The organism is Burkholderia sp. Bp8963 (assembly GCF_003854275.1).
GTDB lineage: Bacteria > Pseudomonadota > Gammaproteobacteria > Burkholderiales > Burkholderiaceae > Burkholderia.
On record NZ_QTQP01000003.1, the window covers coordinates 61,617 to 83,173 of the forward strand.

Here is a 21,557-nt window from a genome sequence, read left to right on the forward strand (position 1 = left end):
GCCCATGCGGCACGCGACGTCGCGCCGCCTCCGTTTGACGCCAAATTGAAGAACCTGATAGTCACCCTCGATCGCGCCGGCGAGTTCGACGAGATCATCGACGTGCGCACGCCGCTCGAATTCGCCGAGGATCACATCCCCGGCGCGCTGAACGCGCCCGTGCTCAGCAACGAAGAGCGCGTGCTCGTCGGCACGATGTACCGGCAGGTGTCGCCGTACGAGGCGACGCGCGTCGGCGCGGCGATCGTCGCGCGCAACATCGCCCGTCACCTCGACACGACGTTCGCCGACCGGCCACGCAACTGGCGGCCGCTGATCTACTGCTGGCGCGGCGGCAAGCGCTCGGGCTCGATGACGACGTGGTTCAACCTGATCGGCTGGCAGGCGCGTCAGCTCGACGGCGGCTACAAGGCATACCGCCGTTCGGTCTGCGCGTCGCTCGACGCGCTGCCCGCGCGGTTGCGCTATATCGCGCTCGTCGGCCACACGGGCTGCGGCAAGACGCGGCTGCTGCAGGCGCTGCATGACGCAGGCGCACAGACGCTCGATCTCGAGGCGCTCGCATGCCATCGCGGCTCGCTGCTCGGTGCGCTGCCGGGCGTGCCGCAGCCGACGCAGAAGTCATTCGACTCGGCGCTCGTCGAGGCGCTCGAGCGCTTCGATCCGGCCTGGCCGGTATTCGTCGAATCCGAGAGCCGCAAGATCGGCCTCGTGCAGTTGCCGCTCGCGCTGCTGCAGGCGATCCAGACAGGGCCGTGGGTCCAGGTCGACGCCGCGCGCGACGAGCGCATCGCGTTCCTGCTCGACGATTACGGCCACCTGTTCGACGCGCCGGATGCGTTCAGGGCGCAGCTCGCACGGCTGATCGGCCTGCACAGCCGCGAACAGATCGCCCGCTGGGGCGCAATGATCGATGCGGATGCGCGTGCCGAGTTGTTTGGCGAACTGATCGACCGGCATTACGACCCTGCCTATGCGCGGACCTACCGCGAGCATTTCGGCAAGCCGAACCGGGCGCTCACGTTCCAGTTCCGGCCGAATGCGGGCGACGCCCGCGAACAGGCGAGTGCGCTGCTCGCGCAACTCGCGCAGTCGGGCCTGCCGGCGACGGCAGCCAGCGCGGCGCCCACTCCAGATCGTCAGGCCGGAACATGAAGAACACACGCACTCGACCCAATCCGGCGCTCGGCTGGATGACCTTCCTGCTGATTGCGGTCTCGGGACTGTTCTATGTGAAATGGTTTCCGTATTACAACAAGGCATTCGTCGCCGCCGGGCATCACTCGATCGGCCAGTCGATCCTGATGGGCGCGTCGTCGGCGGCGCCCGAACCGTCGCTGAAAGCCGCGCTCGACTACGCGTGGGCGTATGGCAAGGCGATCTGGCAAGCGATGGTGCTCGGCCTGCTGCTCGGCTCCGCGGTGCAGGCGCTGCTGCCCGCGCACTGGGTCGCGCGCGTGCTCGGCAAGACGGGTTTCGGCAGCGTTGCCGCAGGCGGCCTGCTGTCGCTGCCGGGGATGATGTGCACCTGCTGCGCGGCGCCCGTCGTCGCTGGCCTGCGCGAGCGGCACGCGTCGCCGGGTGGCGCGGTCGCGTTCTGGCTTGGCAATACCGTGCTGAACCCGGCCGCGCTGGTGTTCATGGGCTTCGTGCTCGGCTGGCACTGGAGCGCGCTGCGGCTCGTGCTCGGCATCGCGATGGTGTTCGGGATCGGCTACCTGCTGAACCGCATCGCGCGCCCCGACGACCGGATCGACGACAACCGGCTCGCGGCGCTGGTGGCCGAACAGGCGGCGGCCGGCAACGCGTTCGTGCGCTGGATCAAGCTCCTCGCTCGGATGACGGCGCGCCTCGTGCCCGAGTACATCGTGCTCGTGCTGCTGCTCGGCGCGGCCCGCGCGTGGCTGTTCCCGCACATTGGCCCGGAAATCGGCAACCACCTCGGCTGGATCGTCGCGTTCGCGGTCGTCGGCGCACTGTTCGTGATTCCGACGGCGGGCGAGGTGCCGATCATCCAGGCGATGCTGTCGCTCGGCATGGGCGTCGGTCCGGCCGGTGCACTGCTGATGACGTTGCCGCCGGTCAGCGTGCCGTCGCTCGCGATGCTCGCGCGCTCGTTCAAGCCAACCATGCTGGCGATCGTCACGGCGCTCGTCGTCGTGTTCGGGATCGTCGGCGGGCTGCTCGCGATCGCGTTGGGGTTCTAGCGGCGCGCGTCGTCGGAGCGGTCAGGCACCGTGCGTGGTACGGCTGAATCCCGACGGGGGTGCCAGATCGGCGCGCATGACCCGGAAGCGTCGCCACGATCGCCCGGCAGGACGGCATGTCATCGAAGACAACCGATCAGGCAGCCGTTCGCGAACGCGAGAGCCAGGGCATCGGGCCCGGGCCGGGCGGTTTGCGGCGTGCAGTCAGGAGCGCCGAGTCCGCGCCGCGCGGACCGGCAAAGTAATCGTCATATTCATCCGGCGCCGCCGCATCGTGCGTGCGGCGCCACTCACAAGAAGCAATCAGGAAAACGCATGACCCAACCCAAGATTCATCCTCGACTCGAAAAGGCGCTGACGCGCGGCGATCTCGCGATTCGTCAGGCCAATTCGGCGCGCGCGACTGCCGTGCTGAGCGCACTTGGCACGATGATCGTCGAGGCGTCCGCGACGATCGGCGTCGAAGCCAGCATCGACATTCCGCAGGGCGATCGCGTCTACGATCCGGTCAATGGTCTGTGGCCGCAGAAGATGCTCGTGTCGTTCGACGGCCCGATCGAGGAAGCGGATCCGGAAGAGCTGCGCTCGGTCTATCTGGTGGCGGACGATCCGGGCACGCAGTTCCGGATCGAATGGCATCGCGCCGACGGCAAGCTCGGCCGCCACGAGGGCGGCCCGCTCGCGACGGTCGCGTTCCTGACAGACGTCGAGATTCCGTGGAGCGACGACGACGAGTAATGCACGCATGCGGGGCCGCATAAGGGGCCGCATGAGGCCCGCGAGCGCATCGGGAGCGGACGATCCCGCAGCGCGATGCACGGGCCTCAGCGCATCATCCGCCGCCGGAACAGCCACGCAGACAGCAGGAAGCCGCCGATTGCATAAGCGGCCAGCACCGCGACGTGCGTGCCGACGTGCGACGCGGGCCGGCCGAGCATCGCGGGCCGGATCAGCTCGACCGTGTGGGCGAGCGGCAGCGCATACGCCGCATGCTGCGCGATCTCCGGCAATTGCGTGAGCGGGAAGAACACGCCCGACAGCAGCAGCATCGGTGTCAGCACGAGCGTCTGATAGAACATGAAGAAATCGTATGACGGCGCGAGTGCGGTGACGATCATCGCGGCGCTGGCGAACGCAAGGCCCGCGAGCGCGATCACCGGCAGCGCCGCGAGCATCGACGGGAAGCTCGCGTAGCCGAGCAGGCCGGCAACGACCATGATCGCGGCGCCCGACAGCATCGCCTTGCTGGCGGCCCAGACGATCTCGCCGAGCACGATGTCGCCGAGCGCGAGCGGCGTATGCATGATCGCTTCCCACGTGCGTTGCACGTGCATCCGCGAAAAACCCGAATACATCGCTTCGAAGCTTGCGGACATCATCACGCTCGACCCGGCCGTGCCGGCCGCGAGGAACGCGATGTACGACACGCCGTCGACGTGCCCGAGCATCAGGCCCAGGCCGAAACCGAGCCCGAACAGATAGATCATCGGGTCCGCGAGGTTGCCGATCATCGACGCGACCGCGAGCTTGCGCCAGACGAGGTAGTTGCGGCGCCAGACGGCGAACCAGTTGGTCGCATTGGACGGCATCGCGATCGCGAAGCGCGATTCGCGCAGTGGCGCGGACGGGGCGGAAGTGGAATAGTCGCGTACGTCCATGATCGGTCAGTCCTGCATTTCGCGGCCGGTCAGCCGCAGGAACACGTCCTCCAGATTGGCGGGGCGGTGCAGATAGCGCAATCCGGCGCGGCCCTTGAGCCGCGCATTGAGCGGCTCCGGATCGCTCACATAGCAGAACAGCGTCTCGCCGCTGATTTCGGTGCGCACCGCATAGGCGGCAAGCTCGTCGCGCAGCGCGGACGGTTCGGGGCCATAGATCTCGATCACGTCGCAGCCGATCTCAGATTCGATCAGCGCGTGCGGCGCACCTTCGGCGATTTTCCGGCCTTCCTCGATCACGCACAGGCGATCGCACAGACGCTCGGCTTCCTCCATGAAGTGCGTGGTGATCAGGATTGTCTTGCCGCGCGCGAGCAGCGAGCGCAACCGTTCCCACATCAGATGCCGTGCCTGCGGATCGAGCCCGGTCGTCGGCTCGTCGAGCACCAGCACATCCGGATCGTTGACGAGCGCGCGGGCGAGCGTCAGGCGCCGCTTCATGCCGCCCGACAGCTCGCTGACCTTCGCGTCCGCCTTGTTTTCGAGCTTCGCGAATTCGAGCAGCGACGGCACGAGTGCGCGCGCATCGTGCGCGGACAGGCCGAAATAGCGGCTGAACACCAGCAGATTCTCGCGAACCGTGAAATCCGGATCGAGATTGTCGAACTGGGGGACGACGCCGACGCGCTGCCGTGCATGACGTGCGCGTGACGGAACCGGTTCGCCGCATAGCGAGATTGCGCCGGCATCCGGGTATGCGATGCCGAGCAGCATTTTCAGCGTCGTGGTCTTGCCGGCGCCGTTCGGTCCGAGCAGACCGTAGCACTCTCCGGCATGCACGCGAAAGGAAAGACCATTGACGACGAGCTTGTCGCCATAGCGCTTTTCGACGTTCTGAAAATCGATCGGTGCGACAGCCATGAGCGAGATTGTCGTTGGAGGTGTAGCGTGCAATTGTGTCCGGTGAGCGCGTCCGCGAAAACCGGTGCATGAACGGTCTGGTTCGCGGTGCGGCCGGCGAGATTTCGCGAAGCGCACGCGCATTGCGAAAGTGCGATACCGACGGGCCATTCTAGTGCATCGGCTGCGTCTCTTCAGGGCGCACATGCACGATGCGCGGGCGGTGTGCGGTGGATCATGCATTGCAGCATCGCGAACAGGCCGCATGGGGCAAATCAGCGTTTTCCATCCCTTGCGTCCTGAATTGCGGCGCACCATGATGATTGCGTAGGGCTCGATGTCGCGATAGGGAGGTTTCATGGCTAGCTACAACAAGATTCTGCTGTGCTACGACGGCACGCTCGAGGGACGCAAGGCGTTGCGGTGCGGTGCCAATCTCGCGCTGGACCTGAAGGCCGAGACGCATCTGCTGTCGGTCGTCGACATGCGTTCGAGCATCGCGCAAAGCGCGGGCTTGCTGACCGACGTCGCGTGCGGCCGCTTCGAGGAAACCGCACGCGAAATCCTGCAGGAAGGGGTCGACTGGCTGCGCGAGCGGGGATTGCAGGCCGAAGGCCATTTCGCGTTCGGCTACCCGATCGACGAGATCGCGAATCTCGCGTCGGAACTGAAAGTCGACCTGATCGTGGTCGGGCACCGCTGCCGCAGCGGGCTGTCGAGATGGTGGATGGGGTCGGGCAATACGCAACTGCTCGATCGGGTGAATTGCAGCATCCTCGTGGCCTGCTCGTCGGCCGAGGAACAGAAGGCCGAAATCGCCCGCGAACGCGACGCTGCCGCGGCAACCAAATGACCCGTCTGACCGGTGCCGGCTCACGCCCGCGCGCGGGTTGCGGCCGGCAGCGGCTAGCTGCCGGCTCAGCCGTGCAGATCGATCGCGGCCAGCTTCCACGAAAACAGGCCTTCTCTGTGGAAGATCGCCGCGTAACGCGCGCCGTCGACGTTACGCTGGTAGGTCACGACAAACTCGTCGATATTCCGGTATCCGGCGCTTGTTGGCCGTCGCTCGGGCGGGATTGCTTGCGCGTGGTCGGTCGCCGTCGATGGCGAGGCGGCCGGTACGCTGCCAGCAGGCGGAGTTGCACCACTGGCGGCCTGCGTGCCGGAGGCGCTGCCCGACGGTCGGGCCATCCATTCAGGCGGACGCTCGCCCGGATTGCCGCGCGGCGGAATGCCGCTCATCAGCGCAGCGACGCCTTCGGGCGTCGCATACGCGTCAACCAGCGGCCCGATCAACGCAGAGCCGATCAATGCACCAATCACCGCGAACGGATTGTTGTCCTGCCACTTTGCGTCGATCCGGTGCATCAACTCGTCGGTGACCTGCTGCTTCAGACTGGTGCGCAGCGCCGGGAAATCGACATATTCGCTGACCGCTTGCGCGTCACGCGCGTCGATCGCCGCTTTCAGGCGACCGAGCGCGACGTACGGTGACGCATATCCGTAGCCGATCACCGCCAGCACGGCGGCCACCAGCACGACGATCAACAGGGGTTTGAGCCGCTTCGAGCGGCCCGCTGCGTGATTCACGGTGCCTCCGGTGCGGGAACGATCCGCAATCAGAGACCACCGTGCGCGGCCGAATGTTCCTCGGCAATGCAGCGATCGATCATCCGACAGACCGCATCGATCGTCCCGACCATGATCAGCCGCGACCGGCCGTGATAGACGCGCACCGGCGCACGACGCGCGGGTTCCGCGTGATTCAGGCCGGCGTTCAGCGACACCCGTGCGAACGCGGGCAGTGCCGACGGCAGCAGCGACGCCTGCTGTTCGGCTGCGACTTCTTGGCCGACGGGCACCGCGGACAGCGGCGCGCAGGGCGTGCGGCCGCGCAGGTGACGCAGACGGCCGAATTGACGGAAAGGCAGCAGGCGGGCAAGGCGTTCCATGGTGTTCTCCTGAGCGAGACGGATGGTCAGAATTCGCCTGAGCGGATCAGCCCGACGGCGATGCCTTCCAGCGCGAATTCCGCGCTGCCGGCCTTGACGAAGATGTTTTCGTAATCAGGGTTCTCCGCGATCAGCTCGAGGCCGCCTGGGCGGCGCTTCAGGCGCTTGACGGTGACGTCGTCGCCGAGGCGGGCGACGATGATCTGGCCGTCCTTCGCTTCCGTGCGCTTCTGCACCGCGAGGAGGTCGCCGTCGAGGATGCCCGCATCGCGCATCGACAGCCCGCGTACCTTCAGCAGGTAATCGGGCTTGCTGGAGAACAGCGCGGGATCGCACGCGAAATGCTGCGAGATGTGTTCCTGCGCGAGGATCGGGCTGCCTGCCGCGACCCGGCCCACGAGCGGCAGCGACAACTGCATCAGGCCCGCATGCGGCAGCGTGAACTGGTGCGGCGCGTCGTCGCCGCCGAGCAGGCGGATGCCGCGCGACGCGCCGGCCGCCAGCTCGATCACGCCTTTGCGCGCCAGCGCGCGAAGGTGCTCTTCGGCCGCATTCGGGGAGCTGAAGCCCAGCTCGGCCGCGATCTCGGCACGGGTGGGCGGATAGCCGGAGCGCTCGATCGCGCGGCGGATCAAGTCGAATACTTGCTGCTGACGGGCGGTGAGTTTGGTCATGGCTGAACTGTATGGATAGACAGTGAGCTGTATTTTTATACAGTACTTCGCGAATTTCAAGTGTTACGTGAGGTTCGTCGCGATCGCGTCGATTCCGTCGCGATCGCGCGACGTCCGGACGCCGGTTCGTTCGTTGCAACCGTCGATTCGGGCTGCGTTAGCACTTTTCAATATTAAAAAATAAGGAACGATTATTTTTAATCATGTAACCCGTTCGCTAGACTGGCCCGCAGATCGCAAGACAGACAAGATCACCGACAACACGGGAGAAGCACGGATGATGAAGCGCAACACGGGGCTGGCGAGCGGGGTACGCCGCTTGATCACGACATTCGCGCTGGGCGCGGCCGCTGCGCTCGGCGTCGCGGCGCACGCCCATGCCGATACGACGTTCCTGAACGTGTCGTACGACCCGACACGCGAGCTGTACCAGGATTTCAACCAGGCGTTCGGCAAGGAGTGGAAGGCGAAGACGGGCGAGACCGTCAACTTCAAGCAGTCGCATGGCGGCTCGGGCGCGCAGGCGCGCTCGGTGCTCGACGGGCTGCAGGCGGACGTCGTCACGCTCGCGCTCGCGTACGACATCGACGCGCTCGCGAACAAGGGGCTCGTCGGCAAGGACTGGCAGAAGCGCCTGCCGGACAACGCGTCGCCGTACACGTCGACGATCGTGTTCCTGGTGCGCAAGGGCAACCCGAAAGGCATCAAGGACTGGGACGACCTGACGAAGCCGGGCGTGTCGATCGTCACGCCGAACCCGAAGACGTCGGGAGGCGCGCGCTGGAACTACCTGGCCGCGTGGGCGTACGCGGTGCACAAGCCGGGCGGCAACGAGCAGAGCGCGAAGGACTTCATCACGAAGCTCTACAAGAACGCGGGCGTGCTCGATTCCGGTGCGCGCGGTGCGACGACGAGCTTTGTGCAGCGCGGCATCGGCGATGTGCTGATCGCGTGGGAGAACGAGGCGTTCCTGTCGTTGAAGGAATTCGGCCCCGACAAGTTCGAGATCGTCGTGCCGTCAGTGAGCATCCTCGCGGAGCCGCCGGTCGCGGTGGTCGACAAGGTGGTCGACAAGAAGGGCACGCGCAAGCTCGCCGATGCGTACCTGAATTTCCTGTACAGCCCGCAGGGCCAGGAGATCGCCGCGCGCAACTACTACCGGCCGCGTTCGAAGAACGTGCCGGCGGAGCTGACGAAGCAGTTCCCGAAACTGAAGCTGTACACGGTCGACGACACGTTCGGCGGCTGGACGAATGCGCAGAAGACGCATTTCGCGGACGGCGGCGTGTTCGACTCGATCTACAAGCCGCAGTAACGACCTGACGGCAGCAGACATAACGACAGCGGCGCGCCACATCGAGCGCGCCGCACTCCCGGCGTTCGCGCCGGACCCATGTGATTCGACCCAGCAAGAGCATCCGATGACGACGTACACCTTTCGCAAGCCGAGCGCGCTGCCCGGCTTCGGCGTGACACTCGGCATCACGGTGGCGTATTTGAGCCTCGTGGTGCTGATCCCGCTCGCCGCCACGTTCCTGAAAACCGCGACGCTGTCGTGGGACCAGTTCATCGCGGCCGTCGCGTCGCCACGCGTGCTCGCGTCGTACCGGCTGACGTTTTCGGCCGCGCTCGGCGGCGCGCTGATCAACGCCGTGTTCGGCTTTCTCGTCGCGTGGGTGCTCGTGCGCTACACGTTCCCGTTCAAGCGCGTGGTCGACGCGATCGTCGACCTGCCGTTCGCGTTGCCGACGTCGGTCGCCGGCATCTCGCTCGCGGCCGTCTACGCGACCAACGGCTGGATCGGCAAGTACCTCGTGCCGTTCGGCATCAAGATCGCGTTCACGCCGGTCGGCGTGCTGGTCGCGCTGACCTTCATCGGCCTGCCGTTCGTCGTGCGCACCGTGCAGCCGGTGCTCGAGGATTTCGAGCGCGAACAGGAAGAGGCCGCCGCATGCCTCGGCGCGTCGCGCTGGCTGACGTTCCGCCGCGTCGTGCTGCCGGCCGTGCTGCCGGCGCTGCTGACGGGCTTTGCGCTCGCGTTCGCGCGCGCGCTCGGCGAATACGGCTCGGTGATCTTCATCGCCGGCAACGTGCCGATGAAGTCCGAGATCACGTCGCTCCTCATCATCACGAAGCTCGAGCAGTACGACTACGCGGGCGCGACCGCGCTCGCGGTCGTGATGCTGGTCGTGTCGTTCCTGATGCTGCTCCTGATCAACACGCTGCAGTGGTATCTGCAGCGTCGTACGAGCCGCGGCGCAAGCGGTCCCGCGCCCGCGCTCGCTACTGCCGCCACCGTCACTGCAGGAGGCCGGCAATGAGCGAGGAGACCACCGCCGTGCTGAAAAACCCGTCCGCCGTGGCGCGTGAGCGCGCCACCCGACAGATCGATCCCGTCAGCGAGCCGCGCGCGGTGCGCTGGCTGCTCACCGGCATCGCGCTCGTGTTCCTCGGCCTGTTCCTCGTCGTGCCGCTCGCCGCTGTGTTCGCCGAGGCGCTGCACAAGGGCGTCGGCTTCTATATCGAGTCGCTCGCCGATCCGGATGCATGGTCGGCGATCAAGCTGACGCTGATCGTCTCGGCGATCGCGGTGCCGCTCAACCTCGTGTTCGGCGTCTGTGCATCGTGGGCGATCGCGAAGTTCGAATTTCGCGGCAAGGCGCTGCTGACGACGCTGATCGACCTGCCGTTCTCCGTGTCGCCGGTGATCTCGGGCCTCGTCTACGTGCTGCTGTTCGGCGCGCAGGGCTGGCTCGGGCCGTGGCTGCAGGCGCACGACGTGCAGATCATCTTCGCGGTGCCCGGCATCGTGCTCGCGACGATCTTCGTCACGTTCCCGTTCGTCGCGCGTGAACTGATCCCGCTGATGCAGGCGCAGGGCAGCGACGAGGAGGAGGCCGCACGCGTGCTCGGTGCGACCGGCTGGCAGATCTTCCGCCGCGTGACGCTGCCGAACGTCAAGTGGGGGCTGCTGTACGGCGTGATCCTGTGCAATGCGCGCGCGATGGGCGAGTTCGGCGCGGTGTCGGTCGTGTCCGGCCACATCCGCGGGCAGACCGACACGATGCCGCTGCACGTCGAGATCCTGTACAACGAATACAACTTCGCGGCCGCGTTTGCCGTCGCATCGGTGCTGGCCTTGCTCGCGCTCGTCACGCTCGCGCTGAAGCTCCTCGCGGAGCGCCACCTCGCGGCCGATCTCGCCGGCGCGCGCGATGCCGTTGCCGCACATGCCGGCCCCGCCGTCACTTCGTCGAATTCGTAAAGAGGCAACCAGAATGGGCATCACCGTACGTCATCTTCAGAAGCGCTTCGGCGATTTCACGGCACTCGACAGCGTGTCGCTCGATTTTCCGGCGGGCGAGCTCGTTGCGCTGCTCGGGCCGTCGGGCTGCGGCAAGACCACGCTGCTGCGCGTGATCGCGGGCCTCGAGCACGCGGACGCGGGGCAGGTCGTGCTGCAGGGGCAGGACGTCGCGTCGGTCGGCGCGCGCGACCGCCAGGTCGGCTTCGTGTTCCAGCACTACGCGCTGTTCCGCCACATGACCGTGTTCGAGAACGTCGCGTTCGGGCTGCGCGTGAAGCCGCGCCGCGAGCGGCCGTCGGAAGCCGCGATCCGCGACAAGGTGCATGAGCTGCTGAAGCTCGTGCAGCTCGACTGGCTCGCGCAGCGCTATCCGTCCGAGCTGTCGGGCGGGCAGCGGCAGCGCATCGCGCTTGCCCGCGCGCTCGCGGTCGAGCCGAGGGTGCTGCTGCTCGACGAGCCGTTCGGCGCGCTCGACGCGAAGGTCCGCAAGGAACTGCGCGGCTGGTTGCGGCGCCTGCACGACGACCTGCACATCTCGACGATCTTCGTCACGCACGACCAGGAGGAAGCGCTCGAGGTCGCGGACCGGATCGTCGTGCTGAACCGCGGCCGCGTCGAGCAGGTCGGCAGCCCGCAGGACGTCTATGATCATCCGCAAAGCGCGTTCGTCTACGAATTCCTCGGCGCGGCGAACCGGCTGCCGGGCACGGTCGCCAACCGCGGCTTCGTCGCCGAAGGCGCGGCCGCGCCGATCGCGGTCGATGCCGATTTCGCGGGGCCGGCGAATGCGTACGTGCGTCCGCACGACCTGCAGCTCCGGCCGGCGGGCGAAGGGCAGCGGGAAGGCATCGCAGTCGACGTGCGCCGCGTCGTCCCGCTTGGCGGCTCGGTGCGCGTCGAGCTCGAGGCACGGGCCGGCGGCGCGCTCGAGGCGGAACTCGATCGCGACGCGTGGCGCGCGCTCGCGCTGCAGGTCGGCGATGGCGCGACGGCCGTGCCGCGCGCAGTGCGCGTGTTTCCGGCACGCTGACGCCGGGCAACGCGTGGCGAAACGCGTCGCGCACCGCGGCAGGCAACGGATTCATCAAACAACCAGATAAAAGACAGCCCAAGAGGCATACCCATGAACTTTCAGCAACTGCGCTTCGTGCGCGAGGCCGTGCGCCAGAACATGAACCTGACCGAGGTCGCGAACGTGCTGTACACGTCGCAGTCGGGCGTGTCGAAGCAGATCAAGGACCTGGAGGACGAGCTCGGCGTGGACATCTTCATCCGGCGCGGCAAGCGGCTGACCGGACTCACCGAGCCCGGCAAGGCCGTGCACCAACTGATCGAGCGGATGCTGCTCGATGCGGAGAACCTGCGCCGCGTCGCGCGTCAGTTCGCGGACCAGGACAGCGGCCACCTCGTCGTCGCGACGACCCACACGCAGGCGCGCTACGCGCTGCCGAAGGTGATCCGCCAGTTCAAGGAGGTGTTCCCGAAGGTGCATCTCGCGCTGCGCCAGGGCAGCCCGCAGCAGATCGCGCAGATGATCCTGAACGGCGAGGCCGATCTCGGCATCTCGACCGAGGCGCTCGACCGCTATTCCGACATCGTCACGTTCCCGTGCTACTCGTGGCATCACACGGTGGTCGTGCCGAACGGGCATCCGCTCGTCGGCCGCGAGAACCTGTCGCTCGACGACATCGCCGAATATCCGATCATCACCTACGACCAGGACTTCACGGGCCGCTCGCACATCGACCAGGCATTCGCGCAAGCGGGCGCGGTGCCGGATGTCGTGCTGACCGCGATCGACGCCGACGTGATCAAGACCTACGTCGAACTCGGGATGGGGATCGGCGTCGTCGCGGCGATGGCGTACGATCCGCAGCGCGACACGGGCCTCGTCGCGCTCGATACGCAGCACCTGTTCGAGGCGAGCACGACGCGGGTCGGTCTGCGCAAGGGCGCGTTCCTGCGTGCGTATGCATACCGGCTGATCGAGATGTTCGCGCCGCACCTGAACGAGGCGGAGATCGCAGGCCAACTGCGCGAAGCCGTCTGACGACACCGCGCGCGTGTTGCTCGCCGCGCCCGGATGTGGCGCGGCAGGCGCCGCGCCGTTCGACCTCATGATGTTGCCGGCGCGCCCCGCAGGATCCGGCATCGCCCGCGTGACAGTGCGCAACAGTAGGCAGCCGGGCACCGGGAGCGATCGCGCGCGGCTCGCGCGGCGCCTTTCCCCGCGTGCTCCGAAAAAACCCTTAAATATTGATCAGACAGGTTGCGCGTGCGCGAGAAACGGTCCAGCATAGCCGTCACTCCGCCGGCGACCTGCCGGCGGTGGCGTGTGAACGCCCGGCGCGTGCGGCAGCCGGCCGTCTGCCCCGCATCTCTATCCGTGGTACCGACAGCATCGATGGCCATTGGGCGGGACGTGTAGCGCAAACGTTTGCTCGCTATAAAACAACAATTGGCCCCACCGGGCCAGTCGCCAGGAGATGTGTATGAATGTCGCCTTTCGCCGTCGCTTCCTGACCGCCGCGCTCGCAGCCGTCGCATTTGCCGCCGCGCCGATCGTCCATGCCGAGACCGCTGGCAAGCCGAAGGTCGCGCTCGTGATGAAGTCGCTCGCGAACGAGTTCTTCCTGACGATGGAAACCGGCGCGAAGGAATACCAGAAGCACAATGCGAGTCAGTTCGACCTGGTCACCAACGGGATCAAGGACGAGACCGACACCGCGAGCCAGATCCGCATCGTCGAGCAGATGATCGTATCGAAGGTCGATGCGATCGTGCTCGCGCCCGCCGATTCGAAGGCGCTCGTGCCGGTCGTGAAGAAGGCGGTCGACGCGGGCATCATCGTCGTCAACATCGACAACCGGCTCGATCCGGACGTGGTGAAGTCGAAGAACCTGAACGTGCCGTTCGTCGGCCCCGATAACCGCAAGGGCGCGCGCAAGGTCGGCGACTTCCTCGCGAAGAAGCTGAAGGCCGGCGACCAGGTCGGGATCGTCGAGGGCGTGTCGACGACGACCAACGCGCAGCAGCGCACGGCCGGCTTCCAGGATGCGATGAAGGCGGGCGGGATGAAGGTCGTGTCGGTGCAGTCGGGCGAATGGGAGATCGACAAGGGCAACGCGGTCGCTTCCGCGATGCTCAACGAATACCCGAACCTGAAGGCACTGCTGTGCGGCAATGACAACATGGCGATCGGCGCGGTGTCCGCGGTGCGCGCGGCCGGCAAGCAGGGCAAGGTGTCCGTGGTCGGCTACGACAACATCAACGCGATCAAGCCGATGCTGAAGGACGGCCGCGTGCTCGCGACCGCCGACCAGTACGCGGCGAAGCAGGCCGTGTTCGGCATCGACACCGCACTCAAGGCGATCGCCGAGCACCGCAAGCAGGCCGACATGTCCGGCGTGGTCGAGACGCCGGTGGACCTCGTGACCCGGTAACGCCCGCCCGGTTGCGGCCGCCGCCCTCAAGAAAGCGGCGCGGCGGCCGTTATCCGGGGTGAGCGCGATCACGGCCCCAGCGTGCCACTTGTGAGCGTCAATCCCGCGCGCCCCCGCCGCGTGCGGCCGCAACCAGGATCGCGATGGAACCGACCTTCGAACCTTCCCGTTCAGCCGTCCCCGTGCTGACCGTCTCCGGCATCGGCAAGACCTATGCCGAGCCGGTGCTCGCGGACGTCTCGCTGACGCTGGCAGCGGGCGAGGCGCTCGCGCTGACGGGCGAGAACGGCGCCGGCAAGAGCACGCTGTCGAAGATCGTCGGCGGGCTCGTCGCGCCGACGGCCGGCACGCTGCAGCTCGACGGCCGCGCGTATGCGCCCGCGAGCCGCAAGGACGCCGAAGCGCTCGGCGTGAGGATGGTGATGCAGGAGCTGAACCTGCTGCCGACGCTGTCGGTCGCCGAGAACCTGTTCCTGAACCGCTTGCCGCGCCGCTTCGGCATCATCGATCGGCAGCGGCTGCGCGATGACGCGCGCGCCGCGATGACGCAGGTCGGGCTCGACGACGTCGATCCCGACACGCCGGTCGGCGCGCTCGGGATCGGCCACCAGCAGATGGTCGAGATCGCGCGCAACCTGATCGGCGACTGCCGTGTGCTGATCCTCGACGAGCCGACCGCGATGCTGACCGCGCGCGAGGTCGAGCTGCTGTTCGAGCAGGTCGACCGGCTGAAGGCGCGCGGCGTCGCCATCGTCTATATCTCGCACCGGCTCGAGGAGCTCGCGCGCGTGGCTGAGCGGGTTGCCGTGCTGCGCGACGGGCGGCTCGTGCATCACGGCGACATGGCCGCGACGACGACCGAGCGCCTCGTCACGCTGATGGTCGGCCGCGAAGTTGGCGAGCACATCGACCTGGGCGCGCGCCACTTCGGCGCGCCGCGGCTCGTCGTGTCGGGGATGACGCGCGAGCCGGCCGTGCGCGACGTGTCGCTCGAGGTGCGCGCGGGCGAGATCTTCGGCATCTCGGGCCTGATTGGCGCCGGCCGGACCGAGCTGTTGAGGCTGATCTACGGCGCCGATACGCCGGACGCCGGGATGATCGCGACCGGTGAGCCGCTCGAGCCGGCCACGATCCGCTCGCCGGTCGACGCGGTGAAGCACGGGATCGCGCTGATCACCGAGGACCGCAAGGGCGAGGGCCTGCTGCTGTCGCAGTCGGTCACCGCGAACCTGTCGCTCGGCCAGCTCGACCGGCTCGCGCGCGCGGGCATCGTCGACGGCGCGCGCGAGGCGGCGCTCGCCGAGCAGCAGATCGACGCGCTGCGCATCCGCACCCACGGCGCGTCGCAGCCGGTCGGCGAGCTGTCGGGCGGCAACCAGCAGAAGGTCGTGATCGGCCGCTGGCTCGCGCGGGACATGGGCGTGCTGCTGTTCGACGAGCCGACGCGCGGAATCGATGTCGGCGCGAAGTTCGAGATCTACACTCTGATGGGAGCGCTCGCGCGCGAAGGCCGCGCGCTCGTCGTCGTGTCGAGCGACCTGCGCGAGCTGATGCTGATCTGCGACCGGATCGGCGTGATGTCGGCCGGCCGCATGACCGCCGTGTTCGAGCGCGGCAACTGGACCCAGGACGCGCTGCTGGCCGCCGCGTTCGCGGGCTTCGGCCGCGACGAGGCCGCGCGCGATCCCGCTGCGTGGCAGGTGCCGCGCACGGAGCCCGGCGCTTCAACGACAGGACGACCGCAATGACCCGAACCCCCGTTACCCCGACCGACGCAGCTTCGCAGCCCGCGCGCGGGCGCCGCGCGCGCACGCTGTCCGGCACGCGGCTCGGCGTGTCGAACTACCTCGGGCTTGCCGGCGCGCTCGCCGCGATGATCGCGCTGTTCTCGTCGCTGAGTTCGCACTTCCTGAGCTACGACACGTTCAGCACGATCGCAAACCAGATTCCCGATCTCGTCGTAATGTCGGTCGGGATGACCTTCGTGCTGATCATCGCGGGGATCGACCTGTCGGTCGGCTCGGTGCTTGCGCTGGCCGCATCGGTGGTCAGCGTCGCCGCGCTCAAGTGGCAGTGGGGGCCGCTGCCCGCCGCGCTGCTCGGGATCGCGGCCGCGGCCGTCACAGGCTCGCTGACGGGCGCGGTGACGGTCGGCTGGCGGATTCCGTCGTTCATCGTGTCGCTCGGCGTGCTCGAAGCCGCGCGCGGGCTCGCGTATCAGCTGACGAATTCGCGCACCGCGTACATCGGCGATGCGTTCGACTTCCTGTCGAACCCGATCGCGGTCGGGATTTCGCCGGCGTTCGTGATCGCGGTGCTGGTGATGGTCGTCGCGCAGTTCGTGCTGACGCGCACCGTGTTCGGCCGCTACCTCGTCGGGATCGGTACGAACGAGGAAGCGGTCCGGCTGGCCGGGGTAAACCCGCACCCGTATAAAATCCTCGTATTCGCGCTGATGGGCGCGCTCGCGGGGCTCGCGTCGCTGTTCCAGATCTCGCGGCTCGAGGCGGCAGATCCGAACGCCGGCATCGGGCTCGAGCTGCAGGTGATCGCGGCGGTCGTGATCGGCGGCACGAGCCTGATGGGCGGCCGCGGATCGGTGATCAGCACGTTCTTCGGCGTGTTGATCATCTCCGTGCTGGCCGCGGGGCTCGCGCAGATCGGCGCGAACGAACCGACGAAGCGGATCATCACCGGAGCGGTGATCGTGGTGGCGGTCGTGCTCGACACGTATCGCAGCCGGCGCGCACGCGCCCGGTAAAAACAACAGAGCAGACCAGAGAGAAACGGGAAATGGCGACGATCAAGGATGTTGCGGCCATGGCGGGCGTGTCGTTTACGACCGTGTCGCACGTGGTGAACAACTCGCGGCCGGTGTCCGCGGACGTGCGCGCGAAGGTCGAAGGGGCGATTCGCGAGCTGAACTACGTGCCGTCGGCGGTCGCACGCTCGCTGAAGGCGCGCGCGACGGCGACCATCGGGCTCGTCGTGCCGAACAGCACGAATCCGTACTTTGCCGAGCTCGCGCGCGGGATCGAGGATCAATGCGCGGCGAACGGCTATTGCGTGTTCTTCTGCAACTCGGACGACGACCCCGTCAAGCAGCGCAACTACCTGCGCGTGCTGCAGGAAAAGCGCATCGACGGGCTGATCGTCGCGTCGGCCGGCGAGGACGCGGTGCTCGCGCAGACGCTCGCCGACACGTACGCGCCGCTCGTCGTCGTCGACCGCAACATCGAGGGGCTCGCGGCCGACCTCGTGCAGATCGACCACGAGCGCGGCGCCTATCTTGCGACCCGCCACCTGCTCGAGCTCGGCCACGCGAAGATCGGCTGCATCACGGGGCCGACCGACACGGCCGTCAGCGCGATGCGCGTGCACGGCTTCATCCGTGCGATGGCCGAGCGCGGCATCGACATCGTGCCGGGCGCGATCGCGGAAAGCGATTTCTCGTGCCTCGGCGGCTATCACGCGGCGTCTCGGCTGTTCGAATCGGTGCGGCCGAGCGCGATCTTCGCGGGCAACGACCTGATGGGCGTCGGCGCGCTGCGCGCGGCGGCCGAGCGTGGCATTCGCGTGCCCGACGAGTGCTCGATCATCGGTTTCGACGACATTGAATTCTCCCGCTACACGTATCCGGCGCTGTCGACGGTCGGACAGTCGGTGCGCGCGCTCGGCGAGATGGCCGCGCAGACGCTGATCGAGCGGATCGGCGGCGGCTCGTCGGCCGCGCCGAGCCGCAGGCGCGTCGTGTCGCCGCGTCTCGTGCTGCGCGAATCGACGGCCGTGTACCGCGAGCCGGCGCCGGCCGGCGGCCGCGCATGACGGCGCACATGACGACGCACATGACGACGCGAGAAACGGGCGCCGGCCGCGTGGCCGTCGTCGGCAGCCTCAACATGGATCTCGTCGTGCGCGCGCCGCGGCTGCCGCTGCCGGGCGAAACGCTGGCCGGGCACGCGTTCGCGCAGGCGGCGGGCGGCAAGGGCGGCAACCAGGCCGTCGCCGCCGCGCGGCTCGGCGCGCAGGTCGCGATGATCGGCTGCGTCGGTGCCGATGCGCATGGTGAGGCGCTGCGTGCCGGTCTCGAGGCCGAAGGCATCGATTGCGCGGGGCTGGCGACGAGCGCGTCGGCGGCCACCGGCGTCGCGCTGATCGTCGTTGACGACGCGAGCCAGAACGCGATCGTGATCGTCGCGGGCGCCAATGGCGAAGTGACGCCGGACACGATCGCGCGCCACGACGCGACGATCGGCGCGGCCGACGTGCTGATCTGCCAGCTCGAGACGCCTGCGGACGCCGTGTTTGCCGCGCTGTCCGCCGGGCGGCGGCTCGGCCGCACGGTCGTGCTCAATCCCGCGCCGGCTGTCGCGCCGCTGCCGGCCGGCTGGCTCCCGCTGGTCGATTACCTGATTCCGAACGAAGTCGAGGCGGCTGCGCTGACCGGGCTGCCGGTACGCGAGCCGGCCGATGCGGAGGCGGCTGCCCGCGCGCTGCAGGCGGGCGGCGCGCGCAACGTGCTGATTACGCTCGGCGCGCGCGGTGTGCTCGCGCTGACGGCGGACGGCACGGCGCGCCACTATCCGGCGCCGGCCGTGCAGGCCGTCGATACGACGGCGGCCGGTGACACGTTCATCGGTGGTTTTTCCGCACGGCTTGCGGCCGGCGCGGACATCGACACCGCGATCCGCTTCGCGCAGCGCGCGGCGGCGATCTCCGTCACCCGCGAAGGGGCGCAGCCGTCGATCCCGACGCTCGCCGAACTCGCCGACTAGTGCGGCCGGGGCATGCGTTGTGAGCGCCCGCGGGCATGGCGCCCCGGGCGTTCTCCACGCATTTGCCTCGCATTCGCCGCACGCATGCGCCGGCGCCGCGTTCCCGCGTGATCTGCCACTGTCATCCCGTTCAATATTCGTCACGTATACGTGGCGATTGTTTCTTCTTTCGAAATCGGCAGACGAATCGCTCATAAAATTGCTGTGAACACTATCAAGTCGCACGTTTTATTGTCGTAAATGAATCGGGAGAAGCGAACGCTCCCGGGCGACGGGCTCGGCCCGTTCATGACGACGCAAGACAGGAAGGAAGATAGTGTTCAAAAACCTGACGATCCGCGCGCGCATCGGTTTCACGATGGCGTTTCTGGCCGGGCTGCTGTGCGTGATCGGCGTACTGGGCCTGTTCGGCATGGGGCGCGCGAACGACGCGAGCCACGAGATTTTCACGAACCAGATGCCGAGCGCGGTCGACGTCGCGTCGGCCGAACTGTTCGCCGCGCGCGAACGCCTCGCGCTCGATCGTGCTGCATTGCTGGCCGGCACGCCTGATGCGGCGACGGCCGTCGAGCGCAGCCGCATGTTGCGCGTACAGTCCGACGCATGGTGGCAGAAGTACCTGGACCTGCCGCGCGGCGCGGAGGAGGACCGGCTCGCGCAGGATGTCGCTGCGAAGCGGCAGGCGCTGCAGCGCGCGTTCGATGCGTTCGCGCCCGTCATCGCGGCGAACGATCACGACGGGCTTGCCAGCGGCGTGAAACAGCTGCAGGTGCTCTACAACGATCTCTCGGTGTCGGGCGAGGCGCTACGCAACTTCCAGTTCACCGACGCGCAGGCAGGCTACAGTCATGCGGAATCCGTCTACGGGACGCTGCGGATCGTATCGATCGTCGCGCTGGCCGCCGGCCTCGGTGCCGCGCTGCTGTCGTACGTCGCGCTGAGCCGCGCGATCGGCCGCCCGCTCGCGGACGCGCTCGCGCATTGCGACGCGATCGCCGCGGGCGACCTGCGGCGCCGCATCGACGTGACGCGCCACGACGAAATGGGCCAACTGCTGGACGGCCTCGCGAGGATGCAGCGTGGGCTCGTCGAGACCGTCGGCACGGTGCGCGGCGGCAGCGAGTCGATCGCGACCGCGGCCAGGCAGATCGCGGCCGGCAATATCGACCTTTCGTCGCGTACCGAGGAGCAGGCGGCGGCGCTGCAGGAAACCACGTCGAGCATGGAGCAGCTGACCGGCACCGTGAAGCAGAACGCCGACAACGCGCGCCAGGCGAGTGCGCTTGCTGCGAACGCGTCGGAGATCGCGAACAGGGGCAATGTCGTCGTCGGCCAGGTGGTCGGCACGATGGGCGAGATCAACCAGAGCTCCGCGAAGATCGCGGACATCATCACGATTATCGAGGGCATCGCGTTCCAGACCAACATCCTTGCGCTGAACGCGGCCGTCGAGGCCGCGCGCGCGGGCGAGGAGGGGCGTGGCTTCGCTGTCGTCGCGGGCGAGGTGCGCAGCCTCGCACAGCGCTCGTCGGCGGCGGCCAAGGAGATCAAGGCGCTGATCGATGCGTCGGTCGAACGCATCCGTTCCGGTTCGACGCTCGTCGACGACGCAGGGCGCACGATGACGGACGTGATTGGCGCGGTGCAGCGCGTGACCGACATCATGGGCGAGATCGCGGCCGCATCGGAAGAACAGAGCGTCGGGATCGACCAGGTCGCGCGCGCGGTCGCGCAAATGGACGAGGTCACGCAACAGAATGCGGCGCTCGTCGAGGAAGCGGCGGCCGCCGCGCAATCGCTCGACGAGCAGGCCGCGCGCCTGCGCGAGACGGTCGCGGTGTTCCAGCTCGACGACGGCGCGGTGCAGCGTCGTGCTGCCGCGCCGGCGGTCGTTCACGCAGCGCCAGCGGTCCTTCATGCGGCGCCAGCGGTCGTTCATGCAGCGCCGCGCGCACCTGCGCCGTCGCCCGCGGCAGCGCGCGACAACGTCGACGTGCCCGCGCCGCGCGCAGCCGTTACGCCGCCACCGGATCGCAAGAAGGCGGCCGCATCGCCGGCTGCCGCTCCCGCGCTCGCACCTGCGGGCGACGACGACTGGGAGACGTTCTGATATCCCGATGCAGTGGAACGATGCGCGCTTGATGCATCTATCCCCCATTTGCATCACTCGAAACGCCCGCTTCACGCGGGCGTTTTTGCATTCATCGCCGAAGCGAAGCGCGTGCATGCACGGCGGATGCGACGTCGACGACGACGCGCGCATGCATCGCCCCATACGTCATACGGGTATTTCCGTAAGGGTCCCACGCAAAAAAAATTTGTAACGGCGGGTTCTGCGTGTCGTCGGAAACGCAGGCTCGAACGTCTAGGGAAGCAGGGGAGGCGGTGATGAATTTCGCGACGGCCGGCGCGTCCAACGCATCAGACGTTCCGGTGTTCGACGAGACACGACGGATGCAGTTTCGTCTGCTCGGGAGATCGATTGTAGGGCGACGAAAAAAGTTGTCCAAGCCGTGTGTCGTCGATGACGAAGTTCATACAACGAGTTCGTGAAAAAAATTAAGAAAGGGTTTAGGATGAATTCGAACGCGCTTGCTTCTGCGCAGTCGCATGAAGGCAGGCACGTCTTCAGACTCAGGCG

20 protein-coding genes are annotated in these 21,557 nt (G+C 67.5%); 15 read left to right on the forward strand and 5 right to left on the reverse strand.

The genetic code is table 11. The annotated features are described in order from the left end of the window. The first annotated feature begins 45 nt into the window (after positions 1 to 45). The 3 genes from mnmH (at position 46) to DID96_RS03670 (ending at position 2,945) form a co-directional block, all read left to right on the forward strand. A complete protein-coding gene (gene mnmH / locus DID96_RS03660) occupies positions 46 to 1,155 on the forward strand; it encodes a tRNA 2-selenouridine(34) synthase MnmH (protein WP_124597898.1) in 1,110 nt (369 codons plus the stop codon). After that, on the forward strand, positions 1,152 to 2,207 hold the full coding sequence (locus tag DID96_RS03665) for a permease (protein ID WP_124597899.1): 1,056 nt from the start codon (positions 1,152 to 1,154) through the stop codon (positions 2,205 to 2,207). The genes mnmH and DID96_RS03665 overlap by 4 nt, the downstream gene beginning before the upstream one ends. 315 nt (positions 2,208 to 2,522) lie before the next feature. Then, entirely contained in the window at positions 2,523 to 2,945 is a 423-nt protein-coding gene (locus tag DID96_RS03670) for a hypothetical protein (RefSeq protein WP_185732164.1), read from the forward strand. A gap of 86 nt (positions 2,946 to 3,031) precedes the next feature. On the opposite strand, the gene DID96_RS03675 is transcribed toward DID96_RS03670, so the two are convergent. Continuing rightward, the gene (locus DID96_RS03675) at positions 3,032 to 3,865 is read right to left on the reverse strand and encodes an ABC transporter permease (protein ID WP_124597900.1); all 834 of its coding nucleotides are present in this window, start codon (positions 3,863 to 3,865) and stop codon (positions 3,032 to 3,034) included. A gap of 6 nt (positions 3,866 to 3,871) precedes the next feature. Further along, entirely contained in the window at positions 3,872 to 4,786 is a 915-nt protein-coding gene (nodI, locus tag DID96_RS03680; protein WP_124598043.1) for a nodulation factor ABC transporter ATP-binding protein NodI, read from the reverse strand. A gap of 337 nt (positions 4,787 to 5,123) precedes the next feature. On the opposite strand from nodI, the gene DID96_RS03685 reads away from it, so the two are divergent. After that, positions 5,124 to 5,618 carry a universal stress protein gene (locus DID96_RS03685; protein ID WP_124597901.1) on the forward strand — a complete coding sequence of 165 codons (495 nt, stop codon included), beginning with the start codon at positions 5,124 to 5,126 and terminating at the stop codon, positions 5,616 to 5,618. Positions 5,619 to 5,683: 65 nt separating this feature from the next. On the opposite strand, the gene DID96_RS03690 is transcribed toward DID96_RS03685, so the two are convergent. From DID96_RS03690 to lexA, 3 genes are read right to left on the reverse strand one after another with little or no spacing between them, the layout of a single operon-like run. Continuing rightward, on the reverse strand, positions 5,684 to 6,355 hold the full coding sequence (locus DID96_RS03690; RefSeq protein WP_124597902.1) for a DUF2939 domain-containing protein: 672 nt from the start codon (positions 6,353 to 6,355) through the stop codon (positions 5,684 to 5,686). A gap of 29 nt (positions 6,356 to 6,384) precedes the next feature. Next, entirely contained in the window at positions 6,385 to 6,717 is a 333-nt protein-coding gene (locus tag DID96_RS03695; RefSeq protein WP_124597903.1) for a hypothetical protein, read from the reverse strand. A gap of 26 nt (positions 6,718 to 6,743) precedes the next feature. Beyond that, a complete protein-coding gene (gene lexA, locus DID96_RS03700; RefSeq protein ID WP_124597904.1) occupies positions 6,744 to 7,391 on the reverse strand; it encodes a transcriptional repressor LexA in 648 nt (215 codons plus the stop codon). Positions 7,392 to 7,668: 277 nt separating this feature from the next. Here lexA and DID96_RS03710 point away from each other — a divergent pair, with 277 nt between their 5' ends. From DID96_RS03710 to DID96_RS03760, 11 genes are all read left to right on the forward strand, one after another. Further along, entirely contained in the window at positions 7,669 to 8,706 is a 1,038-nt protein-coding gene (locus DID96_RS03710; protein ID WP_124597905.1) for a sulfate ABC transporter substrate-binding protein, read from the forward strand. 106 nt (positions 8,707 to 8,812) lie between these two features. Next, positions 8,813 to 9,712, forward strand: a complete 900-nt coding sequence (gene cysT / locus DID96_RS03715; RefSeq protein WP_124597906.1) for a sulfate ABC transporter permease subunit CysT — start codon at positions 8,813 to 8,815, stop codon at positions 9,710 to 9,712. Beyond that, positions 9,709 to 10,656, forward strand: coding sequence for a sulfate ABC transporter permease subunit CysW (gene cysW / locus DID96_RS03720; protein ID WP_124597907.1), 948 nt, complete (start codon positions 9,709 to 9,711; stop codon positions 10,654 to 10,656). Before cysT ends, cysW begins: the two co-directional genes overlap by 4 nt. A 13-nt stretch (positions 10,657 to 10,669) precedes the next feature. After that, positions 10,670 to 11,728, forward strand: coding sequence for a sulfate/molybdate ABC transporter ATP-binding protein (locus DID96_RS03725; RefSeq protein ID WP_124597908.1), 1,059 nt, complete (start codon positions 10,670 to 10,672; stop codon positions 11,726 to 11,728). A 93-nt stretch (positions 11,729 to 11,821) separates the two neighbouring features. Further along, positions 11,822 to 12,748 (forward strand): CysB family HTH-type transcriptional regulator, encoded by a 927-nt coding sequence (locus tag DID96_RS03730; RefSeq protein ID WP_124597909.1) that lies wholly within the window; start codon positions 11,822 to 11,824, stop codon positions 12,746 to 12,748. A 442-nt stretch (positions 12,749 to 13,190) separates the two neighbouring features. After that, a complete protein-coding gene (locus DID96_RS03735) occupies positions 13,191 to 14,141 on the forward strand; it encodes a sugar ABC transporter substrate-binding protein (RefSeq protein WP_124597910.1) in 951 nt (316 codons plus the stop codon). Between the two features lie 143 nt (positions 14,142 to 14,284). Next, positions 14,285 to 15,889: a sugar ABC transporter ATP-binding protein gene (locus tag DID96_RS03740; RefSeq protein WP_124597911.1), complete on the forward strand. Its 1,605-nt coding sequence runs from the start codon at positions 14,285 to 14,287 to the stop codon at positions 15,887 to 15,889. Next, positions 15,886 to 16,902 carry an ABC transporter permease gene (locus DID96_RS03745; RefSeq protein ID WP_124597912.1) on the forward strand — a complete coding sequence of 339 codons (1,017 nt, stop codon included), beginning with the start codon at positions 15,886 to 15,888 and terminating at the stop codon, positions 16,900 to 16,902. The genes DID96_RS03740 and DID96_RS03745 overlap by 4 nt, the downstream gene beginning before the upstream one ends. 32 nt (positions 16,903 to 16,934) lie before the next feature. Then, on the forward strand, positions 16,935 to 17,966 hold the full coding sequence (locus DID96_RS03750) for a LacI family DNA-binding transcriptional regulator (RefSeq protein ID WP_124597913.1): 1,032 nt from the start codon (positions 16,935 to 16,937) through the stop codon (positions 17,964 to 17,966). 20 nt (positions 17,967 to 17,986) lie between these two features. Beyond that, complete coding sequence (gene rbsK / locus DID96_RS03755; RefSeq protein WP_124597914.1) at positions 17,987 to 18,916, forward strand: ribokinase; 930 nt, start codon at positions 17,987 to 17,989, stop codon at positions 18,914 to 18,916. A gap of 313 nt (positions 18,917 to 19,229) precedes the next feature. Beyond that, positions 19,230 to 21,026 (forward strand): methyl-accepting chemotaxis protein, encoded by a 1,797-nt coding sequence (locus DID96_RS03760; RefSeq protein ID WP_124597915.1) that lies wholly within the window; start codon positions 19,230 to 19,232, stop codon positions 21,024 to 21,026. Positions 21,027 to 21,557: the final 531 nt, after the last annotated feature.

Coding starts and splice junctions, on each gene's coding strand:
- DID96_RS03730 (WP_124597909.1), top strand. CDS start 11,822: ATGAACTTTCAGCAACTGCGCTTCGTGCGCGAGGCCGTGCGCCAGAAC.
- rbsK (WP_124597914.1), top strand. CDS start 17,987: ATGACGACGCGAGAAACGGGCGCCGGCCGCGTGGCCGTCGTCGGCAGC.
- DID96_RS03710 (WP_124597905.1), top strand. CDS start 7,669: ATGATGAAGCGCAACACGGGGCTGGCGAGCGGGGTACGCCGCTTGATC.
- DID96_RS03735 (WP_124597910.1), top strand. CDS start 13,191: ATGAATGTCGCCTTTCGCCGTCGCTTCCTGACCGCCGCGCTCGCAGCC.
- cysT (WP_124597906.1), top strand. CDS start 8,813: ATGACGACGTACACCTTTCGCAAGCCGAGCGCGCTGCCCGGCTTCGGC.
- DID96_RS03675 (WP_124597900.1), bottom strand. CDS start 3,865: ATGGACGTACGCGACTATTCCACTTCCGCCCCGTCCGCGCCACTGCGC.
- cysW (WP_124597907.1), top strand. CDS start 9,709: ATGAGCGAGGAGACCACCGCCGTGCTGAAAAACCCGTCCGCCGTGGCG.
- DID96_RS03670 (WP_185732164.1), top strand. CDS start 2,523: ATGACCCAACCCAAGATTCATCCTCGACTCGAAAAGGCGCTGACGCGC.
- DID96_RS03685 (WP_124597901.1), top strand. CDS start 5,124: ATGGCTAGCTACAACAAGATTCTGCTGTGCTACGACGGCACGCTCGAG.
- DID96_RS03665 (WP_124597899.1), top strand. CDS start 1,152: ATGAAGAACACACGCACTCGACCCAATCCGGCGCTCGGCTGGATGACC.
- DID96_RS03740 (WP_124597911.1), top strand. CDS start 14,285: ATGGAACCGACCTTCGAACCTTCCCGTTCAGCCGTCCCCGTGCTGACC.
- DID96_RS03695 (WP_124597903.1), bottom strand. CDS start 6,717: ATGGAACGCCTTGCCCGCCTGCTGCCTTTCCGTCAATTCGGCCGTCTG.
- DID96_RS03750 (WP_124597913.1), top strand. CDS start 16,935: ATGGCGACGATCAAGGATGTTGCGGCCATGGCGGGCGTGTCGTTTACG.
- DID96_RS03745 (WP_124597912.1), top strand. CDS start 15,886: ATGACCCGAACCCCCGTTACCCCGACCGACGCAGCTTCGCAGCCCGCG.
- nodI (WP_124598043.1), bottom strand. CDS start 4,786: ATGGCTGTCGCACCGATCGATTTTCAGAACGTCGAAAAGCGCTATGGC.
- lexA (WP_124597904.1), bottom strand. CDS start 7,391: ATGACCAAACTCACCGCCCGTCAGCAGCAAGTATTCGACTTGATCCGC.
- DID96_RS03725 (WP_124597908.1), top strand. CDS start 10,670: ATGGGCATCACCGTACGTCATCTTCAGAAGCGCTTCGGCGATTTCACG.